22 protein-coding genes are annotated in these 21,570 nt (G+C 55.2%); all 22 read right to left on the bottom strand.

All coding sequences use genetic code 11. The features are described 5' to 3' along the window. Positions 1-156: 156 nt before the first annotated feature. Positions 157-738 carry a hypothetical protein gene (locus RYC17_RS14315; RefSeq protein ID WP_316903526.1) on the bottom strand — a complete coding sequence of 194 codons (582 nt, stop codon included), beginning with the start codon at positions 736-738 and terminating at the stop codon, positions 157-159. Then, entirely contained in the window at positions 739-1,428 is a 690-nt protein-coding gene (locus RYC17_RS14310) for a DsbA family protein (RefSeq protein ID WP_316903524.1), read from the bottom strand. Next, positions 1,425-1,724, bottom strand: coding sequence for a hypothetical protein (locus RYC17_RS14305; protein WP_316903522.1), 300 nt, complete (start codon positions 1,722-1,724; stop codon positions 1,425-1,427). Before RYC17_RS14305 ends, RYC17_RS14310 begins: the two co-directional genes overlap by 4 nt. Next, positions 1,721-4,729 (bottom strand): conjugative transfer ATPase, encoded by a 3,009-nt coding sequence (locus RYC17_RS14300; RefSeq protein ID WP_316903520.1) that lies wholly within the window; start codon positions 4,727-4,729, stop codon positions 1,721-1,723. The genes RYC17_RS14305 and RYC17_RS14300 overlap by 4 nt, the downstream gene beginning before the upstream one ends. Then, complete coding sequence (locus tag RYC17_RS14295; RefSeq protein ID WP_080392430.1) at positions 4,729-5,184, bottom strand: TIGR03751 family conjugal transfer lipoprotein; 456 nt, start codon at positions 5,182-5,184, stop codon at positions 4,729-4,731. Before RYC17_RS14295 ends, RYC17_RS14300 begins: the two co-directional genes overlap by 1 nt. Beyond that, positions 5,162-6,646, bottom strand: coding sequence for a TIGR03752 family integrating conjugative element protein (locus RYC17_RS14290; RefSeq protein WP_316903517.1), 1,485 nt, complete (start codon positions 6,644-6,646; stop codon positions 5,162-5,164). Before RYC17_RS14290 ends, RYC17_RS14295 begins: the two co-directional genes overlap by 23 nt. Continuing rightward, positions 6,636-7,559, bottom strand: a complete 924-nt coding sequence (locus RYC17_RS14285) for a TIGR03749 family integrating conjugative element protein (RefSeq protein WP_044292969.1) — start codon at positions 7,557-7,559, stop codon at positions 6,636-6,638. Before RYC17_RS14285 ends, RYC17_RS14290 begins: the two co-directional genes overlap by 11 nt. Next, a complete protein-coding gene (locus RYC17_RS14280; RefSeq protein ID WP_005783175.1) occupies positions 7,556-8,224 on the bottom strand; it encodes a PFL_4703 family integrating conjugative element protein in 669 nt (222 codons plus the stop codon). The genes RYC17_RS14285 and RYC17_RS14280 overlap by 4 nt, the downstream gene beginning before the upstream one ends. After that, entirely contained in the window at positions 8,221-8,613 is a 393-nt protein-coding gene (locus RYC17_RS14275) for a TIGR03750 family conjugal transfer protein (RefSeq protein WP_005783176.1), read from the bottom strand. The genes RYC17_RS14280 and RYC17_RS14275 overlap by 4 nt, the downstream gene beginning before the upstream one ends. 15 nt (positions 8,614-8,628) lie before the next feature. Further along, positions 8,629-8,994, bottom strand: a complete 366-nt coding sequence (locus tag RYC17_RS14270) for a TIGR03745 family integrating conjugative element membrane protein (protein ID WP_005747140.1) — start codon at positions 8,992-8,994, stop codon at positions 8,629-8,631. A 19-nt stretch (positions 8,995-9,013) separates the two neighbouring features. Continuing rightward, a complete protein-coding gene (locus RYC17_RS14265; RefSeq protein WP_005783177.1) occupies positions 9,014-9,253 on the bottom strand; it encodes a TIGR03758 family integrating conjugative element protein in 240 nt (79 codons plus the stop codon). Beyond that, on the bottom strand, positions 9,250-9,612 hold the full coding sequence (locus tag RYC17_RS14260; protein WP_316903514.1) for an RAQPRD family integrative conjugative element protein: 363 nt from the start codon (positions 9,610-9,612) through the stop codon (positions 9,250-9,252). The genes RYC17_RS14265 and RYC17_RS14260 overlap by 4 nt, the downstream gene beginning before the upstream one ends. A 79-nt stretch (positions 9,613-9,691) precedes the next feature. Further along, a complete protein-coding gene (locus RYC17_RS14255) occupies positions 9,692-10,024 on the bottom strand; it encodes a DUF4177 domain-containing protein (protein ID WP_316903512.1) in 333 nt (110 codons plus the stop codon). A 9-nt stretch (positions 10,025-10,033) separates the two neighbouring features. Continuing rightward, complete coding sequence (locus tag RYC17_RS14250) at positions 10,034-11,497, bottom strand: UvrD-helicase domain-containing protein (protein WP_003435730.1); 1,464 nt, start codon at positions 11,495-11,497, stop codon at positions 10,034-10,036. A 9-nt stretch (positions 11,498-11,506) separates the two neighbouring features. Then, entirely contained in the window at positions 11,507-12,256 is a 750-nt protein-coding gene (locus RYC17_RS14245) for a TIGR03747 family integrating conjugative element membrane protein (RefSeq protein ID WP_316903509.1), read from the bottom strand. 39 nt (positions 12,257-12,295) lie between these two features. Next, complete coding sequence (gene traD / locus RYC17_RS14240; protein ID WP_316903506.1) at positions 12,296-14,455, bottom strand: type IV conjugative transfer system coupling protein TraD; 2,160 nt, start codon at positions 14,453-14,455, stop codon at positions 12,296-12,298. A gap of 11 nt (positions 14,456-14,466) precedes the next feature. Continuing rightward, positions 14,467-14,973, bottom strand: coding sequence for an integrating conjugative element protein (locus tag RYC17_RS14235; RefSeq protein ID WP_316903504.1), 507 nt, complete (start codon positions 14,971-14,973; stop codon positions 14,467-14,469). Continuing rightward, entirely contained in the window at positions 14,970-15,527 is a 558-nt protein-coding gene (locus RYC17_RS14230; protein ID WP_010216478.1) for a transglycosylase SLT domain-containing protein, read from the bottom strand. The genes RYC17_RS14235 and RYC17_RS14230 overlap by 4 nt, the downstream gene beginning before the upstream one ends. Further along, on the bottom strand, positions 15,512-16,258 hold the full coding sequence (locus RYC17_RS14225; protein ID WP_046835294.1) for a TIGR03759 family integrating conjugative element protein: 747 nt from the start codon (positions 16,256-16,258) through the stop codon (positions 15,512-15,514). The genes RYC17_RS14230 and RYC17_RS14225 overlap by 16 nt, the downstream gene beginning before the upstream one ends. 8 nt (positions 16,259-16,266) lie before the next feature. Beyond that, entirely contained in the window at positions 16,267-16,977 is a 711-nt protein-coding gene (locus RYC17_RS14220) for a hypothetical protein (protein ID WP_316903500.1), read from the bottom strand. Between the two features lie 247 nt (positions 16,978-17,224). Next, entirely contained in the window at positions 17,225-19,018 is a 1,794-nt protein-coding gene (locus RYC17_RS14215) for a hypothetical protein (RefSeq protein WP_316903498.1), read from the bottom strand. Between the two features lie 204 nt (positions 19,019-19,222). Next, entirely contained in the window at positions 19,223-21,481 is a 2,259-nt protein-coding gene (locus RYC17_RS14210) for a DEAD/DEAH box helicase (RefSeq protein WP_316903496.1), read from the bottom strand. Between the last annotated feature and the right edge of the window lie 89 nt (positions 21,482-21,570).

The following is a 21,570-nucleotide window of genomic DNA, read 5'->3' as shown; positions in this document are numbered from 1 at the left end:
TGATAGCACGAGAAAGTGCTTTGATCGGGTCTGACTGGGGTGATGATGCCCGGCAGTCCCTGATCGACATTGAGGGCTGAGCTTCATCGTTGCGCAATCTCGTAAAACAATAGAGCCAGCTACGCTAGATGAGTTGCCCGGACGGTTACGAATTTGCTAAGGCTCTGGACCGTACATGCCACCCTTCGCAATCTTGGTGAGGAACTGGCGACATAGGTGAATTGTTGGCTCCTCCCCTAAGCACCCCTCGACGCCATATGGATTGTCCATCCATACAATACCGTCCTCATAGTCCAGGAAGTGGCCATCGACTCGCATCGGTCTACCTGCGTACAACTCCTCTGATAGGTGTTCGGGCGATGGAAGGTCCAGCGCTTTCCAGTCGTTACGCTCGATACACTTGATGGCATAGGCCTTCGACTGCTCCCTTCTGAGTTGTTCTGCAGCCTCTTCGCGCTCCTCCTCAATAACCCCTGCTTCGTGGCTCCAAGCCTGCTCATAGAGGTCCGCGAGTCTGGGAACGTCGCTGAGAATGATGGGACATTTTGCACCGTATGGATATGCGTACGTCGCGAACGGAATCTCGCAGCGCGCTTGCGTCATAGCAAGCTCTTCGACGAGCCAGTACGCCTTGTGGGCAGCATCCCTCGCCATCTGATGAAAGCCAAGTGAGCCATAGCTACGGACCTGGAGCCAAAGCAAGCGCGCTTGCAGAGCTTGTTCAAAGGCTGGATTCATTTATCTATCCCTCGCGCTGGCCAGCCAGTCCATTGCGGAGAGCAGCACGTCACCGTCAGGTGCTCCCTGCAGCTTGATCGAGCGACCAGATTGGTTGTCCTTAATGACCAGCGTAGGGGTGGCTGTGATGCCGTCCTGGCTCGCCTTGTGAGCCTGGCTAATGACGGCCTGCTGCACAGACGGGTTACTCGCAGCGCAGTTATCAATGAAGCGCTGTCGATCTTCAAGCCCAGGGATCTGCGGATTGCCAACGGTTCCAGCACCGTTCGACCGAGTACGCTGATAAATGAGCTCGACTGCGAGCCAAAAAGCCCCATTGCCTCTCTCAATCCCCGCGCACTCAGCCCACCGAGCCTCATAGCTCGCTGCAGGCTCATGCATCGGTAGGGGCAGATGGTGCCATTGAAGATTGACGTCTGGATGCTGATCAACCCAGGCTTTGAGGTGTGGGAAGTAATCCTTGCAGTAAGGGCATTCCAGATCTGCATATTCGACGATGGTGAAACGGGCGCCACGGCTCCCGTAAACCCATCCGCCACTATGTCTCCTCTGATCGGCTGCCTGCGCCACGGGGTCACCTGTGACGCCAGGCTTATTCTGCATCACCTTGGTCAGCAGAAAAGGTGAGAAAGCCAAGGCGACCGCACCGATGCAGTAGAGGAATTGCCGGCGCGACGGTCGCTTCTTCATGCGGAGGCCTCTTTGTCGAGAAGCTGTTTTGCCAGCAGCTCCTGATCCAGCAGCGTCAGAAGAGCTTTCTGGGCGCTTTCAGGCTGAGGGTGATGCTCAAGCCACTGATCCAGTGCTTTGTGCAGTTGGGACTGAATCTCCCTGCGATCTACTGCTACATGTTTGACGACTTGTAGGTGCTCGATCAGTACCGGCGCGCAGACCTTCAATGCGAGCAGGGAGTCTTCCTGCGGGCACTGAAGTATTTGGGTAAGACTGTCGATCAGATTTTGAGTCAGGGCATCCATGGCTCTCATGCCAGGTTCTCCAATGCACGGGGTGTTGGGAATGTAATGTTCAGGGGTTCAATACCTCTTTTCCGGTCTAGATCTGCAGCTACTTCCAAGGCAGCTCCCAACTCGTCGACACCCATGGACTGCATCAGGTCGTAGCGCTGTTTTTTCTCTTCCGGCTCGGTCATGGCCAATGCCAGGTACAGGCTCGGCGGAACAGCGCGAAACAGGACTTCCATCGATTTCGAAAGAACCACGCCTTCGGTGTACTTACCGCTTTCTTTGCGTGCTGACAGCATCAAGCCCTTCTGGGCAGGTGTTAGCTCACGGAAACGGGAGATCTTTTCCACTTCGTCAGGCGGCATGTTCAAGCAGATCCACCACTCGATCATGTTGAGCATTGGTGCAGTTGAGGGAGGAAAATCATCCATGTTCTGTGTTGCCAGCCAGAACCAGGCCCCGAGCTTTCGCCACATTTTGGTGATCTTCATAATGTAAGGGGCGAGGAGGGGGTTTTTGGTAATGATGTGGCCTTCGTCTGTCACGTTGACCAGAGGACGGCCCTTGTACTGATCACGCTCCGCTATGTTGTTCACGGTGTTGATCAGCGAGATATAAGCGATCGACAACTGGGCGTTGTAGCCCTCACGTGCATAGGTGGCCAAGTCGACGATGGTCAGATCTGCCTCAGGCCAAGGCGTACCAGTACGGTTGAACATCTCCCCGTCGGCGCCCATGCAAAACATGTCCATGGCTTCGGCCATTTCAAGCATCCGATTGCGTCTGCCCTCCGGAATCGAGGTGTCTTCCCCGGCCGCGCGCAACGCATTGCGGACATCTTCCGTCAGGACGGTGCGATCGGCGTCGGAGCAAATTCTGGCCGCAGCAAGGATGCACTGTCGGATTACGCTGCGGTCAGCCCGGGTCAGCCGAGCTTCCTCTTTTTCCTCACCGCCGGTGATCATCAAACGGGCTACGATTTCCATCTCGCCGAGGACATCCCGTTCATCATCGTCTTCATCGGGCTTGGCATTCATGTCCTCGTCAGAGCTTTCTAGGTCATCAGCGTCCAAGGTCTTGACCTGGCTCGGGGTGTTTACCAAGCGAATAGCGTCGGCGAACGGAGCCAGGCTAACGCCCGAGTTCGGGGCCAGCTTGATCCTGTTGACCGTCAACCCAAGCTTTTTCGCGAAATCCCCTAAGAGGCCGAAACTGTTACCCGCCTCGACGATGAACAGGCGGGGAGCGTAAACCGCAATGAGCTGGTTGAGCAGGTTATTCAACGTGGCAGACTTACCTGCCCCTGTGGGGCCGAACAGAAACATGTGGGCATTCATCTGACGATCCAGCTTGTTCAATGGATCAAATGTCAGTGGAGCCCCACCACGGTTGAATAGCGTGATGCCAGGATGCCCAGTACCACTGGAGCGACCCCACACAGGGCACAGGTTTGCAACATGCTGGGCGAGCATCATCTGCACGTACCAGTCCATGGCTCGCTTTTGATTGACGTCGAAGTTCCCGGGTAGCCAGCGTAGGTAGCTGTTGAGCGGGGCCACCTCGTCGTCAGTTGCTACGGGTTCCATACCGGCACCCAGCAATGCGTTGGTCAACTGCATGCTGCGCGCGGTGAGCTGTGCTTCGTCATTTCCTTTGAGGTAAAAGGCGATGCTGCCTCGGTACAGCTTGTGTTCACGACCGATCAGTTTCCTGGCATCGTTTACCGCTTCGCGGGTCAGTAGTGAAGCTTGGTTGTCACCCACCGACTTGCGTGCCAGCTTTTCAAGATGAGCCTCAAGCACGTCCTGAGGGGTGATGACCAGGGTGATGGCCAGCACAGTGTCCTCAGGCAACTTGTCGAACAGGGCATGCAAGGCATCACCGCCTTTACGTGTTTCGCCAGTCAGGTGGCCGGTCTTCGGGGCTTCGCGCAGCCGATCCAGCATGATGACTTTGTGAGGCTGGCCATCGAAGTACCACAAGCCTTTTTGACTGTCGGATTTTGGCTCTCGATAAAAGAGTCCCTGCGCGAAGTCGTCGCCAGTGACCAGTGGGAGATCCTCGCCGGCATCCTCTGTGCGTTTGTTCACCAGTTGAAAGAAGCGATCAAAGTCTTTGAGCGTCGTTCCCAGGTGATCGGGGTGAGGGTTGAACCACTGCAGGAGCCAGTGTCGAATATCGTAACCGTCCATCCGTTTGCTTTTAATGCCGGCGTTGGCCAGGCCTCCTGTGAAGCGCTGACAGATGTTATCCAGGTGCATGGCTGGGGTTTGGCCACGGAAAGCTGCATCTCCGACTACCCGGCGATATACGACTACCCGCACGCGGCGTTGCTGGCCACGCCAGGGCAATTTGGAAACTGTGGTGTCTTCAAAAAGACCACCAGGTTTGGCGATTGCATCGAGGTGATGCTTGAACAGATCCAGGTACAGCTCCGAGAAAGGGCTGCCTTTAGCCTGTGGTCGGATGTATTCCCGCAGGTTCCGGAGGTAGTCATCCCAGCTGGTTTCGTCCTTCGCGTAGAACTGCACAACCCAAGGTGAGGTATCGAGCTCGTCAAAACTGTTTTGCAGAGCGTTCTCCAAGGCATCGCGCACCTTGCGAAGCCATTCGGGATCCCGGCCTTCAGTGCCGATCGGAGTCAGTTCGAAGAATGCTGCCAAGGATTTTCCATCCTCAAGCAGCATCGCTTGCTCAGCAGGCAGGTACTCAATCCATGGAAGGAGGTCGACAAAGCTCGGCTTGACGTCGTACAGCGCGGCGACGTCGCCAACTGTGGCAGGCTTCTGCTTTGGGTTTCTCCAATCGCCTGGCGCAGGTATGCCCTGATCCTCCAGTCGCTTCAGGTAACGCTCCAGGGCAGCATCCACATCGTTTTGATCTGAAGCTTTCAAATCCTCAACCAGATCATCATCAGGCTGTTCAAATTCGACCGCTGAAGGCTCGCTCAGCAGAGGGGAGCCCGCTATATCCGTCTGCGTAGCTGAATTGAGGGATGCGCGGCTTTTGAGCCGTTGAAAAAGAGTCATCAGTAGTCCTCAACCCGCTCGCCAGGCATGGCGTACTGCACACGCTGATAGAGAGGGAAAACAGTGGTGTAGCCAGGGACTGGTGCTGGATCGGATCCCGCAAGGTGTGGAAACACGTACATGACCAGATCCGGATTGGGCAGTCGCTTGAACTGGCTGTAGATCTCGTTTTGAGCGGTACGGGTGTAGGCCGCGCTGTCCTGCAAGGGCTGGGTAGCGCGTACATCGATTGGACGGCGCAACTCCGAGCGCGCATCGAGCAACTGCCGCCCACTAGCGCTCCCGGCTGAACCGGTCGTGCCTTGGTTCCAGACGTCCATCATGGTGTTTTGACCATGCGGCAGCATTTGCTCTTTGTTTGTCGAGCATCCAGCCAGCAAGCCCGCGGTAAGAACGCAATACAACAGCGCGCTGCGCGCTGACCCCAAGTGATCAGTCCAGGTTGGCATTGGCATGGTTCGCTCCTGAGGCGTACTTGACCTTGCGGCCTTTGAGTTCGTAGTCAATTTCCAGCTCTTGATCGATGTGCAGTGAGACTTGCGCACCAGGCAGAACATAAATGGCCGCGAACGCTTGTCCGTAGAGTTTGTTAACCCAGCTCGAAACGTCCGTGACTCCTTGGGTCAGGATCTTCCCCATCGCCTCGTTGCCAGACAAACCGGTGCTACCAAGCGTCCCAGAAGCGTTCGAGACGTATGAGGAGGTGCTTCCCTCGGTCTTGATCAACGATGCTGCTCCAGCGCCTGCTGCGGTGATGAGGGCTTGTGAACCGATGTACTGCTGCGCATTGCTGCGTCGCTCGCCCGCAATACATGGAATGCCATATGGATCACTGATCCAGCCAAGACCACCCTGGATGGGTTGTTGGTCTCCAGAGTTGTTCTGGTTGTTATTCTGTTGATTGCCACCCTGAACCGGTGCTGGCAACGTGCGGACAGTGCCGTCGGTAAACACGAAGGTCAGACTTTTGATCTGCCCCCGCACGCATGAGAGGGTCCAGTCGCCGGACGCTGTACCGCTGGCCACCGCACCAGCTACGTCAGGAAGGTCGATGCCATTGGCAGTCAGGTTGTCCGGACCGATCAGCACCTTGAACGGGTAGGGGTCATTAACCGTCCCATCAACAGGAACCCGGCCGATCAAAGCGGACATGGCTACCGAGCCCATCAACGTCGAGTTTTGAGGGAGGGTGTAGGCACGTCTTACCTTCTTACGCTCCTGTTGCTGGCCACCCATGTCATCGCGGACAGACTGAGCGCCTGTCGTGAGCGCTTTCTGTCCTCGGTCTACAGACTCGCCGAAGGCTGTAGGAAAGCTGTAGGCGCTCGCGGGGACGCTATTGCCGGCTGTGATCGGTTTACCGTTGCTGTCCAAGGCCGTCGCGTCCTGTGGATCAATCCAAACGATGTCTGAACCGTTTGTCTCCGATTTGAACTGTTGGCCATCACCAGGCTGAACACCCAAGCCAATCGGTAGATCCGAATTGGAATTATTGTTTTGTCCCATTCGGGTCAGTTCATCCATCTGTTTGCGCAAGCCCTCCAGCACGCTCTGCTGTTGCTGCTGACTATCCAGCTTGAACTGCTCCTGGGCGTTTTTAAGGCGCTGGTCGACGGTCTGGTCAATGTTTGCCAGTCGCTGTTTGAGCGTCTCGTTGTCCTGCTTGTAGGCAGCGTTCTGCGCAAGGACGTCTGTGACCTGTTGCTTGAGCTCGCGTCCTTCAGCGACGACCGTGCGCAGCGTGTCGCTCGGCGTATCGCCTTCTACACCAAGGGCTTTGGCTTGCTCAGCCGTCAGTTTTGGAGCAGGGGTTTCGGTATTAGGTGCGGGAGCACTTCCCAGTGACTTGATGCCGACGAAAATCACTAACAGGAGGAATGGGATCACCAGGTACTTGAGCAGCGGATTACCTTTCATGCTTCGCTCCCTGCGCTGCACGCGGATCTGCTTGGGTCGCCGAGAATACGGCCGCCTGTGTCAGCCCGTGTCCCCGCGTGACAAGGTACAAGGTCGTGGTGTCACTGGCATCGCCGCGTGATCCAAGATAAGGATGTTGGAACGCTGCTGTGACGAATTCGCCCATGAGCTCGCGAGGGTCAAGCGTGATGCGCTGCGCCGTCTGATTCTGCAGCTTCACGGCAGTCACCCAAAAATCATCCAGACGCCATGCGCCTAAGGGGGTGGACTTCACCGGTAGAGTGGGAAGCAGGGTGGCCAGATCAAGGCTGCGCTCAACCTTCACCTGTGCGATGCCGTCTACAGGCTCGACGGTGCGCAACGGCGCATAAAGCATCTGGGCTGCATAGCGGGTGAGGACGACTGGGACGGGCGTTTCTCGCTTGACTACTTCCTCTGGTTCATCGTTTTCATCGCTTGAACGGCTGGTTGATTCCGTGCTCTTAGCAGTGGCCTTGGCTGAGCGTGCTGTAGCAGCCCCTCCATACCGTGCGGATGATGTTTCACCTTCGACGATCTTCACCGGCTCCAGCGGCGTTTGATCCGCAGATGCCTCTGTAGCAGCGATGTCGACCAGAATGATTTCACCGGTCTTGGCGTTCTGCAGCTGGAGTCGAGTGGGCTCTATCGCTTCCTTCGCAAACAGGTAAATCGCACCGCCCGTACTCTGCACCCGCAGCTTTTCAGTCAGCGAGCGCGGGAGTCCAACACGAACATTTTGATCAACGAAGACGATGCGTTCCTGATTGATGCGCAGAGGAATGGCCAGCGGCAACCGCTCCCAGCGGAGAATCTCGACTGCCGAGGCGACTTGGGCGTTGCCAGCCAGCACCGCCAGTAATGTCGAGCATGTGATTACCCGCAATACACTCATTTGAAGACTCCTTTCGACGGAGTTGCGGGAGCTTCCACATTGCCCTCGATGCGTTGTGGTGCGCCGTTGTAGCAGTCCCATGCCAAACCGAAGGGATTGGTTTCGGGGTCGACGTCCATGCGTACAACGTGGAGCGGATATCTCGCGAGGGCACGCTTGACCAACTGCCCGCCGTAATACTCGTCTGCAGTGATATCGAGCGTGACAGTCCAATCATCGATAGAGTTGGTCACCGTCCTGGTTTCTGGCGAATCTCCATAGCCTCGACCTGGAATTTCATACACGCCTCGGACGCGCTTGCGTAGCTCACCGCTAGACCTGCGCAGTTCAAAATCGCTCTGAAGGTAATGCTTACAAGATGGCGTGATGTAAGCATCCAGGCGGGTGATATTTGCCTGATAATCCAGCTCGCCGTCGACCGGCCACCGGTTCATTTGCTGAAAGATGTACAGGCCGAATGTGTATACCGATTGGGGAGGGACATCCCACCACATTCGCGTGCTTCCAGACCGCAGATCTGGCGGAACGTGAACGGTCAATTGCTTCGGCGAACTCCACCATCCAAAACCAAGGCCTGCTGCCACCAGCGCGATCAAGACTATCGCTATCCTCAAGCTATTGATGTGGGCACGTTGGGAGTCGGCCAACTTCAAGAAACGACTCATTGTTGCTCGCTCCGGCGGCAAGTCCAGTTGCCTGATCGAAGGACCAGGTTGGCTTTGTTGAATGAGGTCGGACCGAGCATTGCCGTCTGCAGCTGCAACCTGCGGTAGACCCATGTCTCAGGTCTACCGCGTTTGAGGCGTCGCAAAACCCGAGATGCGATGAGTAGTCCCATTACTCCTCCTATCAGGGCGCACACCACGGGCATTGATGGTGTGATGATGAAGGCCAGCGGCAGACCAATCACAAAGCCTACGCCGCTGCAGCCGAATACAGTGACCCACATCTCGTCCGCCGTAAGACCGCCAATCACCACTGGCTGATTGTTCAATCGACTTGGCAGAAAACGCAGGGTGCCGTCTTCATGCTGATCTTGCTGGAGCTCAGTCATGGAAGCCTCTGCGACTCAAAGGATGTTGGTAGCTGTAGTGACCAGGTAGATCGTGACGCCAATCAAGCCCACACCGACTACGGCAGTGCTGCCCAAGTCAGCCCATTTGGCTTTGCCCATGTGGATTTCGTGGTAGACGCCCAGCGCATGGCGTCCGACCATCACGATGCCGTAAGCGCAGAGACACAACCCCAGTAGTGTGAAGCCATCAAACGCGTAGTTTTGCATCGTCTGTGCGAAGCTGGTGCCCGTCCCGCGCGTTGGGGCCTGCGCGGCTGGTAGCACTGCAAAAGCACTACCTGGGCTTACCGCCATCAGGACGATCAAGCGGCGGGACTGAAAAAAGGCAACTGCCTGGGAAAATAATCGATACAGCATCATCTTTGTCTCCTTGGAAAAATCAACTCAACAGCATGAATGTCATAATCATGAACAGCACCGCCCAGCGAGTAGCTGCTACTGCAGCCGCCGGAGCTGCAAGATTTCTTGTCGCCCAACCGCGATAAATGCTTGTAAACACCCAGACGCCCCACAGAATGAGGATGCCCATAGCAAGGCCGGTCCACAGCGTGTTGCTGTTGGCCGGTGAAAAGCCGGCAGCGGCCTGAAAGGCACTGATCTGGGTAGAGGACATCGTCATCGCGTGTGATCGCCGCTGACGTTGTATTGGCCTGATATCTCGACTGGGTCACGGGGCTGTGCCCGGGAGGGAGTCAGATAATCCTGCAGGCCCTGGCGAATGCGTGCGATATCGCTGACTAACCTGGAGTAATCCATGTGATAGCGCTGGGCTGATTCACTGGGCAGGTCAGCGCTGCGCTGGGCGACGGCCTCAAGCGCATTGAGCTGGCGAATCATTACTTCCACGTTGGCTTGCTCGGAAGCCGTGCCGGCTGCTCGCGCATGCAAGGAAAGCAGCGGTGTGCATATGAGGACTGCAGACAGGCAGATCTGGATGCTTGAAAACGCTGGTTTGATCGCGGGGAGTTTGATTTTCACGTCGCGTGCCTTGGAAGCTGTAGGAATCTATGCCCACAGCATGACCATCGGCCCGGATGGAATCAGTACGAAACCCTTTTTAGGTCTGAGGGGGTTTGTCCAATGAAGTTAAAGATGCAGTGCTGCGTTTGAAGAAGAACACAAACCCGGTGCTGATCGCGTAGCCAAACGCCCAGCCCTGTGCGTTTTGGTTGCCAATTTGTTCATGGCCACGATTGATCTGCTGAACGCTCACCAACTCCCATCCTTCTCTGCCGTGGCGATTCAACACGGCCAGCGTTTCAGGGTTGTTCAAATATCCGTGCATGTCCGGTTCGGTAGTGTCGTCCGTCGACTTGAATATCAGCACGCCGCTGGTAACGGTTTTGTAGGGGAGTGGGACGAAGGTCTGGGTGTATTCAAAAGTGGTCATGGGTCAGCCTCACGCAGTGGCCGCGATTACGGATCGGTTGTCTTTGAAGCGCTGCATGATGTCGATCACCAGCGAGTTGACGGCCAGAATCTTCATGGCTCGTGTGACAGCTACGTATAGAAGGTTCAGCTCATCGTCGCGTTTGCCGGCGTCGATGTCAGGGGAGAGCGGATCTGCAGAAAAGTCGTCATAAAGCCCAACGAAATCCCACTCCAGCCCTTTGGCTCTGTGCGCAGTGGTAAGGGTCACGGTTGCATCGAGCTCCGACGTGACAGATGCAGCACGGAGCTGCTCGATCCGTTGGGGCAGATCCGCATAGTTTTCGATGATTTTGATCGAGCGCAGCATCTCAGGATCCTGCGTGGCCTTCGCGATCACGACATACTGGTCGTAATCGGCATAGTCGGTCAGCAATTTGCGCTGCTGGACCTGGTCATTCATATGCCGGCTGAAATAGAACAGGTCCTCCAGATCGCGCAAGGAATAGCTGTCGATCCCTCCGATCCACTGCATGCGGTGGTTTTGGTTGACCAGGCGCAGCGCGTTCTCGATCACACCGCTCACAGTACGGTGCAGGTAGGTGCGGTGAGGGAGATCGTCCGGTAAGGCTCGTTTCACCAACGTCGGCTGTCCCAGGCCTTGCAGGGGGATCTTTTCACCCTTGAAGGAAAGGATGACGTTGGCCACGTAGGCAACAGCCGGTCCAAATCTGAAGCTCTGAGTCAGGAAGTGCTTCTCGGCGTCCTTCATCGCCGGGCTGTTTAAAGCATCCACAGCGCCTCTGAACCGATACAGCTGCTGATGCCGATCACCTACAGTGACTTGAGTTATTGTTTGGATCTGGACCAGGTTCGCGATGACCGGGTTCACGTCCTGCCCTTCGTCGAGCAAAATCGCACCGAAACGCTGGCTCAGATCTGGCTGGCTCATCTGGTACAGCTTCAGATAGCCATCGTGCGTCATGGGGACTGAGCGATCGTTGATATCGACCATCTTCTCCCAAACGTCTCTGGTCAGGTTGAGCGCTTTACTCATGTACTGCTGCTGGACCGAGGTCAGTGTGCGGTTGCTCTGGAATCGCACAAAGTGGTCTTCCAGCAGCTCCAGATCCTTGCTGGCCATGAAGGCATTGAGGGTAGAAACGATATCTTTGGCCAGCTCCCAATCCTGGGTATTGATCGTCCTCGCGATGTCGGTCAAACGTAGGTTGCCAGCCTGCTTGTGTTTGTACTGGCTGCCATAGACAGCGTAGGCGAGGCCGTGAGCTGTTTTGCAGGTCACATTGCGTGGAAAACGGTTCTTTGCCGCGATCTCAACGGCTTTGTTGTAGCAGAGGTACAGCATTTTGACCGACGAGTTATGCGTGGCGTAACCGACAAGTGTTGTTGTCTTCCCGGTACCGGCAAATGCCTGGACCAGTAGCTTCTTTGCGAAGGAGTGAATAGCCGGCAGTTGTTCTTCTGTCCATTGCATGGAGGGCACCTAAAGGTATTTTTTGAAGCTGGACGCCGTAATGCTGACCGCCAGGCCGAGCAGTGCCGCGCATGGCAGGAGCACCAATAATGGGCTCACGCTGAATGGCAGAGCCAGGTAGAGGCTCCAGGGGATGATCACCAGTGGCACCATCGTTGCCCGAGCTTTGTGATAGAGGTAGCTGGACTCGCGGCCGGCACCGAACCGCCGCAAGTCTCTGCGCACCAGCCCGTCCACAAAACCAACAAATGCCGTCATCACAAATAAAGGGATTGCGAGGGTCAGGATCACCAGACGCACGCAAAACACCAGTGTCGTGTAGAGCGCCGCAAGGCCATAATCCTGAAACTTGCTGACTCCCACGCCGAGCATGTAGCGCATATCGAAACCGCGTGATCGTTGTCCTGTCGCAGCATAATCAGAGGTGTGTTGAACCCAGTCCTGAAGCCCAGTCTTGACCACCAGCCAGTCATATGTGGTTTGAACCAGCCCTGTCGCCGTTCGGCCTGGCTCTTGAACAACCACACTCTGCAGGAACCCCTTGGAGAGCCAGCTGAGTTCATGATCGAGCATTGCACGAGCATGCTGCCAACCGGCCTCCGGCCAGAAGAAGTACATGCAGATCCATTCGACGATGATGGCTCCCCCCAGAGAGAGGAACATCACTGCAGCGAATCGGAATGGCAGGGTGAAGAGAGATCCTATGAACGACTGTTCGTGGTCTTGCTGCTGTTTCGCGCGATCGGCAACGTCCGCCATATCAGATGCCCCCTTGCCGATCGCTCAACCCGCCGAGAGTCATGCCGCATCCTCAGGTGCAACAGCGATTTTTTTGAAGTCGTCGAGCAGATCTGCAGGCAGCGACTCGTTTAGCGTCTGATAACCGGGCGCTGACCACCAGCCAGTGTCGTCGACCTTGCCCACCTGATACGTCTGACGCATGCTTTCCGCCAAGGCCTGCAGATCTGCCGGCATTACTTCATCAGGATCATGGCCAGGCAAAGGCATTCTGATTTTCCACAGATTGCCGCCTTCCATGAGCGCAAAGCATTGGCCCTTGGGCAGGCCGACGACGTGTGCTGGCTCAATCATTGGCACGCTGACCTGCTGCACCTGGTCATGACTGGATGATGTGAACGCGGTATTGCCCGTTGCACTGTCATTCGCCGAGCTGGCCGGGGTGGATGTGAAAACCTGAACCTTAGGCAACTGGTTTGTCAGCAGCTCGGCGGTGGACGTTTCGCGGACGCGCAGCATGAACACGTTGTTGAAGTTACCGATCACCTGGCCAGCCTTGGCCTTGTTACCGATCTTCGCTTCGATATCGCTCATTGTCTGGGTGTAGGCAGTCACCTGCATGCCGGCACCGCCACCCTTGTTGATCATCGGAATGAATTCCTCACCCATCAGTTCGTTGAACTCATCGGCATGGAGGTTGATAGGCACTTTGGTGCCAGGGACGCCGCCCGGTAGTCCGTCGTCGACACCGAACTTGTAGATATGGCCAGCGACCGAGACCAGGTCGGAGAACATAGAGTTGCCGACGGCAGCGGCGACCTCTGTGTCCGACAAGGCGTCCAGGCCGATATAAACCACGGCCTTTTTGCGGACGACTTGCATCCAGTCAAAGATCGGTCTCGGGTCGTTCACGTCCTGATAATCAGGCGAGATCAGTTCCGCCATTCTTCCAGTCGTCAGCTTCTCAAGCAGCGGCAGCAGCGAGGCGACGATCTTGTCGAAATAGGTCTTGTCGTAGCGGACCGCACTTCGCAGACCATCCATGACCGGGTCCGCTACGCGCGTCAGAGAGAGGTATTGATCGATAGCAACCACGCGAAACGGACGGCCCTTCATGTTGAACGGTACGGTTTTTTCGTTGAGCTTGCCTTCAATGGCAACGATGGCGTCCCACGCTTTTGGATCAAACTCATCAAAGTATTTGAGTGCGTATTCCTGAAAGATCCCTTCGATGTTGATCACGTGCTGCTGGATCTGCAGGTAGTCAGGTCGACGGCCCAATGCGACAAGGGCTCTTGCGATGATGTTCACGAAACGCCATGCGAACTCACGGAACGCTGCTGAGTTACCTTCCCCTGAGAGTTGGCCTGCGATCCGGGTGGCCACCTCCGAAATCCGCCCAAAACGCCCAACGGCGTTGTAGCGTGCCGAGTGATCAGGCCAGCCCAGGTGGAAGACATAAAATTCATTCAGGCGGCCGGCGCGTTTGGCTTCGAGATACATGCGCTTGAGCAAATCTGCATCGCCCTTCGGATCAAAGACGATGACGACCTCGTGCTGGCCGTGCTTTTTCCGCCGAATGTCCTGAGTGATGAACAACTCAGCCAGGCGCGTTTTTCCGACACGGGTTGTGCCCAGAACAATCGAATGGCCCACTCGCTCACCCAACGGAAGAGAGACGTTCTCCTCGTATGGCTCGATGCCGTGCAACCTTGGCAAGCCGCCTACGGGTGGCAGAGGTCGCACTGGGTTGATGGGCACGTCCCAAGATGTGGCTCTGGCCAGAAGCCGGACAGGGTAGGGAGCAAACTCTGCTCTTTCCTCAAACCGACGTGCTGCCCGGAACCACGAGGTGGATTCCACGTAGCTGGAATACTTCGGCAGATAAGTATCCATCAACCGTTGCGTGTGGCGCTGCTGCCAGCGAAAGCCAAGTCCGATGAACAGACGTTGATTGCTGACCGGCACTTCTTTACTGGTCATCGTGTAATGAGGCAGTCGACGGATGTTTCGGCGATAGCGCAGCACCTGCCAAGCTTGTTTCAGACGCACTAAACCCAAAGCGAGAAAGCCCGCAGAGGTCACGATGCCAAATAGTGGCGTCAGCGCAAAAGCCCAGGGCGCGAACACGCATAGGAATGCGCCTGCAGCGCACACGTACACGGTGTACAGCTCAACGGCGGGCCTGAGCAGTGATTCAATGGCGTAATCATGAGCCATGAGTCGACCTCCTATTGCTCGATGGCAGTTGGGGTGATCAGCACCGGATAGTGGTTCAGGCCGAGGCGCTGAGAAAGCTCGTCACCAGATGCGGGGGATACGAGCGCCTCGGGCAACCAACTCCGGACTATGGCAAGTCGTTCTTGTGTGGCCACGTTGACCACCAGTCCTACGGCCTGCATCTGCTTCAGCACCGCACCGCGCTCTTGTAGCCATCGGCGTGATGTTTCATCGTCCCCGATCAGGAACAAAGGCTGCAGGCCTGGCGCGTTGATGATTCGGCCTTGAACTGTCCCTGGAGTCATTCGAGTGGTGCGTACCGGCAATCCCTGTGCTGCTACAGGATCCAGTTGCGAGGTCAGGTGATTTGAGACAGAAGAGGACGGCTCGGGATTGAGAGATCGATAGTAAGGCAACGCTGAGTCACCGCCTTTGTCTTCAACCACGGTGAGCTCTGCAGCTTGGCAGATCATAAATGGCAGGCAGAGCGCTGCGCCGAGGATCACTGATCGGGTCATGGATTGGTCACCAGCATTTGAATGCCGGTTACCCGGCTGAGATGTTTGGCAAAGGCCTTGCGGTAATTGGCGGCTGGAGCGCCGCCGGCAGGCCGGTGATAGCGTCCGGCTACGGTGATCCAGTCACCGCCAAGCGCGCGCAGTTCGGCGAGCATCTGTGCAGCTACATCGAGGTTCTTGTAGGGATTGAGCGCGTCGCACGGATTGCTTGATTTAAATCTCTGGCCGTTCCAGCCCATGTTGACCTGACCTAATCCGACGTCGACCCGCTTGGGACCCGCCTGCGCGAGTGCGATGATAAGTGCGGTGCAGGCATCGGCACGGGTTGCAAAACGATAACTAGCGCCGGCAACGTTCAGCGTCCAAGGCCACGGGACCAGCTGGCCCCGCAGTGGCGTCCCACTTTCCTGCAGTGCCACCGAGTAGAGCACTTCCGACGGAATGTTCGCGGCGTGGGCAGCCAGTTGATAAGCCGGCGGGGGAAGCTCGGCTGAATGGCTTGTCAACGCGAAGCACAGCAGGGCAAGGCCTGCCCACGTCACTGACGTAGCCATTGCCCATTCACCTCTCGCACAACGGCCGGTAACTCGCCACCCAAGCTCAGGCCAAGCCAACGTCCACCGTCATGGTTGAGGGTGATTTGTCGGGTTCTGACATTCGCAGGGTCGATCCCCGAGACAATCGCCCAGTTGCGAATTCGTTCATCGTCGTTCTGGCTACCCACCATGTACACGTCAAACGGCTGCTTTTGAGCTTGAAGGGCCTTCACCCGAATTGAGCATTCCGGGCAGTCATCCTTAACGAACACTGCCAATCGGCCGTTGCCCTGAGTGGCAGGGCTCGAGTTCGCACTTTGGGACGCCGAACTGGCGATGGGCATAAGATTGGGGTAGAGGCGTTTGAAGGCATCATCGTATGCGCGTTGATACGCTAACTCTTTTGCCGTGCGCTGCGCCTCGGCTTTGACCTGGAGCTCTGCATACCGCCGGCGCTCTTCATCATTGCGTGCTTCGATACCCAATGCTGTCAGCGGATCCAGCCCGGGGGAATACACACCTCGTGAACTCTGCATCAGCGTTTGATAGCGCTGCCATTCCTGAGGACTGAGGTTCCAGTCTCGTGCAAGCATCTCGTCGCTCGATTGCGACTGACTGTCCAGCACGGCGCTCTGTTGCTCTCTACTGGTGGACTGTGCAGAACTGTTTGTTGCAGCGTTGGCCATGCCAGCTGCTGTGATCAGGATGACTCCCGTCAGTGTGAACATTCGCAGGTTGTAAACGGTCATGTGAACCTCTAAGGGCGCAGGGGCAGGATGCGGGTTGAGCCGTTGATGCTGAACAGGGCGCGGGAGTCATCCAGGCTGTTGAGCTGCCAGTTGCTCCCCGCAACCATGTCGCCCGGGCGTACCAGATTCAGCTGACTCAGCTGAGTGCTGCCAGGCGGCGCAACTGACAAGAAACGTTCGCCCCCGCGGTACTCCACACCCACGACCGAAAACGGGGGAGGAGCCTCCGGGACTTTGGTTTGTGCTGTTGTTTTGCGGGAGGGGGGTGGAGTCTTTGGTTTGGCTGCCGTGAATTGAACAGATGCTGGTTTAGCCGCACGCAGGTCTTGGAGTTTCACTTGCAGCTCCTCGATCCGAGCGCCCATGACCACAACTTCTTGCATCGAGGCACCCTGTTGGGCAGCGTCCTTCGCCGCCTCCTGCACCTGCTTCAGGAGGGCTTGAACGGCATCGATGCGGTTTGACAGAGCCTGCTGGCCGGCCCTGAAGTCATCGATGGTCACGGATTTCAACTGGCTGGCGGCATCGAGCCGGTCATCCACGCCGTTGATGCGCTGGGTGATCGCGTTTACGGTATCCAGGTTCGCAGCTGATTCAAAACCTGTTTTCAGGTGGAAAATCTGCCACTGCTGGTAGACCAGCATGCCGATCAGGACGATCAGGGCCACGATTTGCAGGACGGTGGTGCTGGAAAGAGAAGGGCGCAGTGGCAGCTTCATGGAGGACCTCACTCAAGATGTGAGGCACGTTCGCAAAAAATGTGGTTTGTAACAGTAGGAAACCCTTTTCCGGTCGGAATAGGTTTAGATCGCCGTAAGCTCTATGTGATAGCAGCTCACGGTTTTTTTGGAACACATGCATCTTCAAATCTACTGACGGATCACTATCCAGCTGAGCTACCTCGCCTCAGGCTTAGAATGCGTTGCCGTAAGTGCTGAGCCTCGCCGCCCATCACCGCCAGTTATTTCAATCCTCGGATATGGAATCTGATGACGATAACTTTTCAGATTCTTGCTGCTTAATCTCCAATTCAAGACGTTGATATAGCTTTTCATAGGACAGGAACTTTACCATTCTCGTTTTGTTTAGCTGTGAGCGTGACGCTAGCTCCAGCAGGCTTCTGTATGTCTTCAAAAATGTGAGTTTGTAAGCCTTTTGAGCATCCGTGTCGTGTGTGACCACGTTTCCGCATTTCAAAAGCATTCTAACTATGTTGGTTAGTTCAGAGTTTTCTAGAGTCGCTAAGTAGTTTAAGTATTCTTTTTCGTCGACTAATGATAATCCTTCGATGGCCCCATGAACTTGCATTCCACTTTTTGATTCCATTGCGCTGCTTATAAGCTCTTGCAAGTTGCGGTTTCTTACGCTGCATTTGGCCAAGAAGTACTCATTAAGCTTCTCATCTAGGTAGCTGGATGCTGGCCAATGGAACACATCCTCCTTGTCCTCAAAATTAAATTTTTGAATAATTGTGGACATATATTGTTCGATTATCGGGTTTATCTCATCTGCACGATTGAGTTCGTAGTACAGGCCGGTAATGGAGTCGAGTTCGCTTAGTGTGAAGTGATGGAGGCCTTCAAGAATTGCACCGTTAAAGCCATCTATCACAGCTTGCTCGTTGTCAAAAAAAGATTTGTGATAAAAGTCCCATGCCGCTCTGAGTTTGTGCATATGCTTTTCATGTTCTATTTTTTCTTCAAATTTTTTAACAACCTCGTCAAGCTTGCTCTGCTCAACGTACCCATTCTGGACAAGCTTAATAATAGACATGTCGAGCTCATCTATAGCTGATAAGCCGTAGTCATGTAAAAATTGAAGTTTTTTGTCGTGCTCCTCTCGCTTTTTTTGCATGGCAGGATCTGGATCGTTCAAATCAAACCAAGGCCTATATTGCTCTCGCAATATGAACTCAATTTCGGCTTTGGCGTTCGGCCCCCCATAAATTGATTGGATGGCTAGGGGTAACACTAAAAAGGCTCGATCAACTACTTTGAGATCTTTGTTTTTTATCGATTTTAAGATTATCTCAGCGTAGCGCCTAATTTTGGTAAGTAGTCGGAGGTTGGTAATCTCAAGTTTTATGCAGTTTTCCTTGAGAATGCCAAAGACTTCTGGGGTCTCGGGAAGTGCGATTGAAGCAGCATCTCTGGCAGATGGTTCAAAATTGATTTCGTAGTCAAAAACTTTTTCGTGGTATGAGGTGTATTCGGCGCTAAGTCCTTGGTCATTTAGAAGCATCAAAACACGACAGTTTTTGCTCTCGCTTAGCAGAGATACTAGGCCTAGGACTTCTTTGTCATGTAGGGACGAGCTCTTGCGTTCAAAATCATCCAGCACAATCAGTGTGTCTGTTACCCTGAAAAATTGGAGCGCCTCGACTGCAGGTCCTACTCCGCGGAATCCGAATGCGGTTATGTCGTTCAGAAGTGATGAGCCTTTACGAAGCCAGCTGGAGGATTTACCAGCTAAATCCTTTAGATTTTCGTGAAAGCTATCTGCGCTGGGTTGTGATGCTGCACTTTCTCGGAGGACTTTATTCTCAAATAAAGCGCGCTTCAAATCTTTTAAAGTGCTTATTCCGAATAATGATACGTAACTGTAGTTGCGCTTCTTGAAGAGTCCTGCTTCGGCTGATACGACTTGCTGCCATAAGTGCGTCTTGCCTGTTCCCCAGGCCCCTTTCAAAACTATAGAAGAATCGTTATCTTCTGTGGCGAAGTTTTTTAATGTTGTTTTAATGTCTTGGATGTAGTTCAATTTTTCTTCCTTGGGCAGCATCGGCGCTAATTGGTACGTTCGGGTAAGCTCCCTACAGTGCAACTTCTGATGCTAGTGGTTGAAATGTCACACATTGCAGACTGGTACTAGTAACTTTGCTCGGCCCGTCAGTCAAGACTTTTGTGTTTGAGGCACCTACCGCCAGTTCGGGCAGAATAAAATGCCACCCGAAGGTGGCAATTTTTAAACGTTGATAAGCTGCCTCGCCAAAGCCATCTCTACGGAGTCACCGTCCTGGTTCAACGAGTCCAGACCAGACTCTGGAACATCCCCTGACGTGCTCTGTGATACGGCGATCTTCTTGGCCATCAGCTGCAGGCAGGTGATCTGAGAACTGCCGATGTAGCCGAAAAAGATCACCCTGACGTCCTGCTTCTGTCCGATCCTCCATGACCGCCTCGCCGCCTGTTGCACCGTGTAGACGTTGTAACCCGTCTGCATGAAGGCAATGGTCGGAAAGTCGAGCAGATCCAGACCTGTTTTTACGAGCTCCGGGTTGGTGATTAGTACGTCGACACCTCGATCAACCTGGTCGAGGATCCAGTCCTCGCGCCTGGCTGTGTCCACCGATGCACGCAGCACTGCCACCTTCAGTCCCGACTGTTCCAGCACCCGCTTCATGCGGCTTGTGGTGTCTCTGGTACCCGTGTAAACCGAGTAGACCAGAACCTTGCGGTTCCGAGCTTTTTCAGCAAGACATAGGTCCAGAAGGGCCTGTTCCTTCGGCATGAGTTCGTCGTCATCGAAGACCGACGGCACGAAAGCCAACGTGTCTCTGGATCGAGGATGTTTCACCACCTCAGGTCGAAAGCAGCAGTCCGGCCATGCCAACAGCACGTTCAACACCACCCCTAACAGCGTCGTATCTCTACGGGCCAGCGCCTGCCGAAGCTCGACGGTCAAGGTCTGGGCAAGCTTACGGTGAGCCGCCTCTTGGTCTGGAGACATCGGAACATCGATGAACTCCTCCCGATAACCAGGTAGCACGTTGCCGCCGATATCCTTGAGTTTCAGGAACACAGTGAAGGGTAGAACGAAGCGGTGAATGCCTTTCGGGCCGAACCCTGGAGCTTTGACGGTCCGCACGGAGAGTTTCTTACCTTTGGCCGTCTTGTGAGAACTGCCATCTCGCTCGGTGTAGATATCCTTCAATACCCCGTGATCTCGCATAAAGGACATTGCAGCCGGTGCCATGCTCCCTCGCGCGTTGGGTTGATAGCCGTCCTCGATCATACGTCTGGTGAGGATCCGGAACAGTAGGTAGAACAGATCGTCTGCATAGCCGCCCATAAGAGTGCCGGTCAGCACCACAGTCTTTCGAGCTTTGGCTGCAAGTACACCCATAGCCTGGCCTTGAGCAGATCCACTGTTTTTGTACTCGTGCCCCTCGTCCACGACCAGTAGGTCGAAGCACCCATCAGGTAGGTAGCGCTTGATGAACTCGGTGGGCTGGTAACCCCCCTCGCCGAACCCGAACTCGATGTTGGCCATCGCACGCTCCATGCGCTTGGCCTGGCGGTCGCTGAAGATGAAATTGCCTTTGGCGTCCATCAGGTTGATGAACTCAGAGACATTGTCCAGAAGCATCGAGGCGAGAAAGTCTTCGCCGAAGTCAGATAAAAGCCGTTCTGCACGAACAGGTCCGATTGTAGGGATGCGACACATCGACTTAAGGATCGTGTTGCGGCGGCTGCCGCCATCCGATTTTCCCGGACGCATCAGCGTCCATAAAGCCGCATCACAGTGTTCGCAGCGTCGACGTCGCTCTTCACGCTGAAATTCCTCAGCGGTGATCAGATTGCCTTCCGGGTCCTGGAGCAGACGTCCACAATCTGGACACGCTGCCAGGCTCCTTCCACCGCCGGCACGTCGTTGCCAAAAGGCCAGACGCCAGTGAAACCCCATCCGCATCCGCACGCGGCCGAGAATAAAGAACTCCTGACGTCCGTCGTAGGTATTTCCCAGTTGATCGCGCAGCTTCAGCAGCTTGACCAAGGTATCCGGTCCGTTAAGCACCCAGACACGAGCGTCAGGAATGGTTTCGAGGATCTCGCGCCGCCACTTGTAGACCAGATGCGGAGGAGCGATGACCATCGTCCTGCGATAACCAGCTCCATGCATGACGGCAGCGACTGCGATGGCCATCATTGTTTTGCCTGTACCCATCTCGGCATTAATGATCCCAGCCTGCTCATTCTGATCGAGCAAAAGCGCGGCAATTGCCTGGACCACTTGAGCCTGGGCAGGGAAGGGCTGTCGTTTGAGGCCGTCCAGCACCCACTGCCGAGCCGGATTGTCGATGCCGGCATAGACCGGTGGATTCGAGCGGTTGAGTGACTCGAGGAGTTCGTCACCAAACTCCTCGATAAACTCAGTGAGCTCAATGTTCAAAGTTGGCACACGAGGGTGGCCTACAGGCGAAGACAAAGGTAGGTCGTTCATGATGTTTCTCCACTAATGGGGTAAACAGGGCATGCACGACACCACCAAGGGTATTGTTCATACCCTGAGGTGCGGTTAGATGATTTAAA

The organism is Pseudomonas syringae group sp. J248-6, assembly GCF_032586995.1.
Lineage (GTDB): Bacteria > Pseudomonadota > Gammaproteobacteria > Pseudomonadales > Pseudomonadaceae > Aquipseudomonas > Aquipseudomonas amygdali.
Note: the sequence above shows the minus strand (reverse complement) of the source record. Positions and strands in the feature narration are given on the sequence as shown.

Excerpts from the sequence above, each read along its gene's own strand:
- RYC17_RS14315 (WP_316903526.1), bottom strand. The coding sequence starts at position 738 with ATGAATCCAGCCTTTGAACAAGCTCTGCAAGCGCGCTTGCTTTGGCTC.
- RYC17_RS14310 (WP_316903524.1), bottom strand. The coding sequence starts at position 1,428 with ATGAAGAAGCGACCGTCGCGCCGGCAATTCCTCTACTGCATCGGTGCG.
- RYC17_RS14305 (WP_316903522.1), bottom strand. The coding sequence starts at position 1,724 with ATGAGAGCCATGGATGCCCTGACTCAAAATCTGATCGACAGTCTTACC.
- RYC17_RS14300 (WP_316903520.1), bottom strand. The coding sequence starts at position 4,729 with ATGACTCTTTTTCAACGGCTCAAAAGCCGCGCATCCCTCAATTCAGCT.
- RYC17_RS14295 (WP_080392430.1), bottom strand. The coding sequence starts at position 5,184 with ATGCCAATGCCAACCTGGACTGATCACTTGGGGTCAGCGCGCAGCGCG.
- RYC17_RS14290 (WP_316903517.1), bottom strand. The coding sequence starts at position 6,646 with ATGAAAGGTAATCCGCTGCTCAAGTACCTGGTGATCCCATTCCTCCTG.
- RYC17_RS14285 (WP_044292969.1), bottom strand. The coding sequence starts at position 7,559 with ATGAGTGTATTGCGGGTAATCACATGCTCGACATTACTGGCGGTGCTG.
- RYC17_RS14280 (WP_005783175.1), bottom strand. The coding sequence starts at position 8,224 with ATGAGTCGTTTCTTGAAGTTGGCCGACTCCCAACGTGCCCACATCAAT.
- RYC17_RS14275 (WP_005783176.1), bottom strand. The coding sequence starts at position 8,613 with ATGACTGAGCTCCAGCAAGATCAGCATGAAGACGGCACCCTGCGTTTT.
- RYC17_RS14270 (WP_005747140.1), bottom strand. The coding sequence starts at position 8,994 with ATGATGCTGTATCGATTATTTTCCCAGGCAGTTGCCTTTTTTCAGTCC.
- RYC17_RS14265 (WP_005783177.1), bottom strand. The coding sequence starts at position 9,253 with ATGACGATGTCCTCTACCCAGATCAGTGCCTTTCAGGCCGCTGCCGGC.
- RYC17_RS14255 (WP_316903512.1), bottom strand. The coding sequence starts at position 10,024 with ATGACCACTTTTGAATACACCCAGACCTTCGTCCCACTCCCCTACAAA.
- RYC17_RS14250 (WP_003435730.1), bottom strand. The coding sequence starts at position 11,497 with ATGCAATGGACAGAAGAACAACTGCCGGCTATTCACTCCTTCGCAAAG.
- RYC17_RS14245 (WP_316903509.1), bottom strand. The coding sequence starts at position 12,256 with ATGGCGGACGTTGCCGATCGCGCGAAACAGCAGCAAGACCACGAACAG.
- traD (WP_316903506.1), bottom strand. The coding sequence starts at position 14,455 with ATGGCTCATGATTACGCCATTGAATCACTGCTCAGGCCCGCCGTTGAG.
- RYC17_RS14235 (WP_316903504.1), bottom strand. The coding sequence starts at position 14,973 with ATGACCCGATCAGTGATCCTCGGCGCAGCGCTCTGCCTGCCATTTATG.
- RYC17_RS14230 (WP_010216478.1), bottom strand. The coding sequence starts at position 15,527 with ATGGCTACGTCAGTGACGTGGGCAGGCCTTGCCCTGCTGTGCTTCGCG.
- RYC17_RS14225 (WP_046835294.1), bottom strand. The coding sequence starts at position 16,258 with ATGACCGTTTACAACCTGCGAATGTTCACACTGACGGGAGTCATCCTG.
- RYC17_RS14220 (WP_316903500.1), bottom strand. The coding sequence starts at position 16,977 with ATGAAGCTGCCACTGCGCCCTTCTCTTTCCAGCACCACCGTCCTGCAA.
- RYC17_RS14210 (WP_316903496.1), bottom strand. The coding sequence starts at position 21,481 with ATGAACGACCTACCTTTGTCTTCGCCTGTAGGCCACCCTCGTGTGCCA.